We start from the raw sequence: 3,800 nt of genomic DNA, 5'->3' as shown, positions 1-3,800 counted from the left end.
CCCGTCGACCAGCTTCTCGACCCTTGCCAACGCCGCCCGCCCCAGGATCAGGCTGCGCCAAAGGCCGACGATCTGCTCGACCGGCTGCAGCCCCCGGCCCAGCAAGAGGCTCGCGGCGAACATGGTGCCGCCGGTGATCTGCCGCTCGATCACCAGATAGGCGCCGAGGCCGAGGATCAGCGACTGCATGGTGAGCCGCAGGAAACGGATCAGACCCGACATCAGTGCGGCGCGATCGCTTGCCTCCGCCTGGCGCCGCAGCGCCAAATTGCGGTCGCGTCCCCAGCGGCGGATGAGGCCGTCGATCATCCCCATGGCGCGAACGACTTCGGCGTTTCTGAGGCCCATCTCGGTGAAATTATAGTTAGTCGTCGCCAGGTCGTTGGCCTGCTTCAGCGGCGAACGCACGATATATTCGTTTAGCACCGCCATGGCGACCAGAAGCAGCGAGCAGCCCAGCGCGAAGAAGCCGAGCCAGGGGTGCAGCAGGAAGATGATGCCGATGTAGATGGGCGACCATGGCAGGTCGAACAAAGCGTGGATGCCGCTGCCGGTGATGACCTGCCTGAACGTGTCGAAGTCTCGGATGGGCTGGCTCGGCGACGAGCCGGGCGATGGGGTCTCGACCGACGCGGCCAGGACTTTTGCCGACAGCAGCCGGTCGAGCCGCGCACTGGCACGCGTCAGGATGGAGGCGCGCACCAGGTCGAGGCCGGCCAGCGAAAGAAAGGCCGCCAGCAACACCAGGGTCAGCATCACCAGCGTGGTTTCGCTGCCGCTGGTGACGACCCTGTCATAGATCTGCAGCATGTAGAGTGGGGACGCGAGATAGAGCAGATTGATGGCCAGGCTGAACGCCGCCGCTACCAGGAAATAGCGGCGGCAGGCCCGAAGCGCATCCTTCACAATTCGAGATTTGCTATCCACGTCCAGAACCCCACTCGATACGCATCAGGCCAGGTGGGCCGCCGCTGGCGGCGGCCTTTTGGTTCACACCACGAAGTCGCTTGAAATTGCTCCATTGCCAACGCCCGTCAGCGTGAATTCCGCCGGATTGTACGAAACGGCGGTATGGCCTTGGCCGTCATCGGCAAGCTTGAAGCCGTTCGCATCGTAGCTGCCGACCAGATGCAGCGCGGTACCGTGGGTGCCGTCCGAAACGGTCAGCGTTCCGCCGCTGCCATCCTGGTTTGCCTGGTAGACGGCCGTCGTTCCCGCGCCGAACAGGATGTCCTCGAGCTCAAGCCTGTCGTCATTGGTGATGCCGCCGATCCGCCCGCTGAAATCGAAGGAATCGTCGAGCTGCAGCGTGCCGGCCGCATCGTGCGCGAAGGTGACATCCGTCGACGAGGCGCTGCCGAACTCAAGCTTCGACAGGTTGCCGATCGTGGCATCGCCGTCGCCGGTGACCTGGCCATGGATGACGATGTCGCCGCCATTGGCCAACAGCATGCCGGAATTCGCCAGCCCGCCGGTGATCGTCAGTCCACCTGAACCGGTCGCCTCCAATGTTCCGGAGTTGGTGACGACGCTGCCCCCCGTATCGATGACCAGCGCATTCGCGCCAGAGGCGATAATGGTGCCCTGATTGTCGAGGCTCAGCATCCCGCCGCCCAGCTGGCCAGCGCCCGATATCGTGTTGTCGACATTGACCAGAGTGACGTCCGGCCCCGTGCCGGAGATCATGTTGGCGGCGCTGTCGGACAGCAGGATCTGCCCGCCGCCCTGCAGGGTCACGCCATGCTGGATGATTTGCAGCAGCGTTTCACCGCCGGTCGAGTCCAGCGAGATGAGGCCGCTATTGTTGATCATGCCGCTCAGCGGCAGCAAGGCGCCGTCGCCGATCGTCATGGTGCCGGCATTGTTGACCACCGGCGTCTGGTCGAAGACGAAATTGCCTGCCGTCAGCGCGCCCGAGTGCACGCCATCCAGCGTGATCGACTGCCCATCGCCCAGCGTGATCACCGCGTTGCCGTGGGCATCGTCGGCGATATGGGTCTGCAGGTCGGCAAAGTCCGCCAGTCCGTTGTAGCCGATAAGGTCGATCTGATCGGCCGCGGCGTCGAAATTATGCACCGTATCGGCACCGATCGGCTGCGAGAAGACGAAGAGATCGTTGCCGCTGGACCCGGTCAGCACGTCGTCGCCCGACCAGGCGAAGATCGGCGAGCCCGGAGCGTAGGCCTCGACATTGTCGGCGATCGACGCGCTGCCCGAGGTGCCGTCGGCGTTGATCCAGGTCATCTGGACGTCGAGCACGGCTGCCCCGGTGAAACTGGCCGATGTGGTGACAGTCAGCCCGCGCAGGTCGCTGGTCTGTGTCGTCCAGCTTCCATCGGCGTTATGCGTCGCGCCGTCGATGGTCCAGCCCGAAGGTACGTCCTTCACCGTGACGGTGATGAGCGCACCTTCATGCGAGGGATCGGTGAGAGCGAGGTTGATGGGCTCGCCGGAAGTGCCTGCGGGTTTGAGGCCGATTTGAGACCCGGCGGTGCTTAGATTGCCGGCGCCGTCCTTGAAGGCTCCAGCAGAAAAAGTTGCCGTGTATGTCGTGCCGTTGTTGGGCTTGTTCACCAGCAGAGTATACGTATCTACCGTATTGCCACCGCCGTCGGTTGCGGTGCCCCACGTGCCCGTGGTCGACACTAGGGTCACATTATTCGACAAAGCTAGTTTCGTTGAATCGAAGAATGTGTGGTTCATTCCGGTTTCGCTGAACTGGACGACGAGCGTGCTCGGTGCCCCGGCATTTCCCTGAACGCCCGTTATCAGTGCGATGTTGGGAGCCGTAGTATCGCCGCCCGTCACATTGATCGTCGCCGTGGCTGTGCCTGTGTCGGTACCTCCGTCCCCGTCCACCAGCGTAAAGGTCACAGTCTTTGTCGTGGTAGCACTGGTCGCGTTCGAGTAGCGAATGTGATCCTCCAGCGCTTGCGCTGCGGCTTGCGTGGCGTTGGCGTTGAAGGTGACGACGAGGTTTGTCCCGTTCGTTCCGCCGGTGAACGTTCCAATGGTCGTTCCACTATAGGTGACGTTGCTGCCGCTGAAGCCGATCTGGCCGAGGCCCGTGCCTTGGTTCTGGATCGTCAACTGGTCGGCTGAGGTGCCGTTTGCCGTGAATGCGACGGTCAGCGAGCCTCCGTTGAAATCAGCGGAGTCAACATCCGCGACAGTTCCAGATGGAGCGATAGCGGTCGCGGCCGATCCCGTGGTATAGCTGAGGCTTGTTGATGTTCCGGCCAACCCGCCGTTGAGATCTATTACCGGCGCATCATTTGCACCGTTGATGGTGACGGTGAGTACTGCCATGTCCGTCAGGCTGCCGTCGCTGACCGTGTAGTTGAACGTATCGGTGGTGGAGCCGCCGGTATTGAGGGCCTGGACCGTCGAGTCGTTCTCGTTGACCACGTAGGTGTAGCTGCCGTTGGCGGCGATTGTGAGTGTGCCGTGCGCGCCGACCAGGCCGACACCCAGCGAACCGGCCGTACCGCCGCCTTCGGCGCCGCCGGTACGGATCGAGCTCACCGTCAGGCTGGCGCTGTCGACATCGCTGTCGTTGGTCAGCACGTTGCCGGAACCATTGTTGCCGCCGGATCCGTTTAGCGTGCCGCTCTTCTCGGTTGCGGCAATCGCACCGGGACTGGCGCTAGTGTCGTTGGCAGCGATCGGAGCGTCGTCGGTGCCGTGGATGGTGATGGTCAGCGTCGTCGAGGAGGTCCCGCCCTGGCCGTCGCTCACCGTGTAGGTGAAGCTGTCGGTCAGACTGCCGCCGACATTGAGCGCGTCAACCGTCGGGTTCG

The 3,800-nt window shown here is 63.2% G+C and carries 2 protein-coding genes; both read right to left on the bottom strand.

The annotated features are described in order from the left end of the window. The coding region (locus tag EN991_RS19940; protein ID WP_245461018.1) for an ABC transporter transmembrane domain-containing protein at window positions 1–927 on the bottom strand (927 nt) is incomplete at its 3' end. Window positions 928–990: 63 nt separating this feature from the next. Continuing rightward, window positions 991–3,762: a VCBS domain-containing protein gene (locus EN991_RS19935; protein ID WP_127369368.1), complete on the bottom strand. Its 2,772-nt coding sequence runs from the start codon at window positions 3,760–3,762 to the stop codon at window positions 991–993. Window positions 3,763–3,800 lie beyond the last annotated feature (38 nt).

This window comes from Mesorhizobium sp. M7A.F.Ca.US.005.03.2.1, from assembly GCF_003997795.1.
Lineage (GTDB): Bacteria > Pseudomonadota > Alphaproteobacteria > Rhizobiales > Rhizobiaceae > Mesorhizobium > Mesorhizobium ciceri.
The sequence above is the reverse complement of the archived record's forward strand: the minus strand, read 5'-3'. Positions and strand labels throughout refer to the sequence as shown.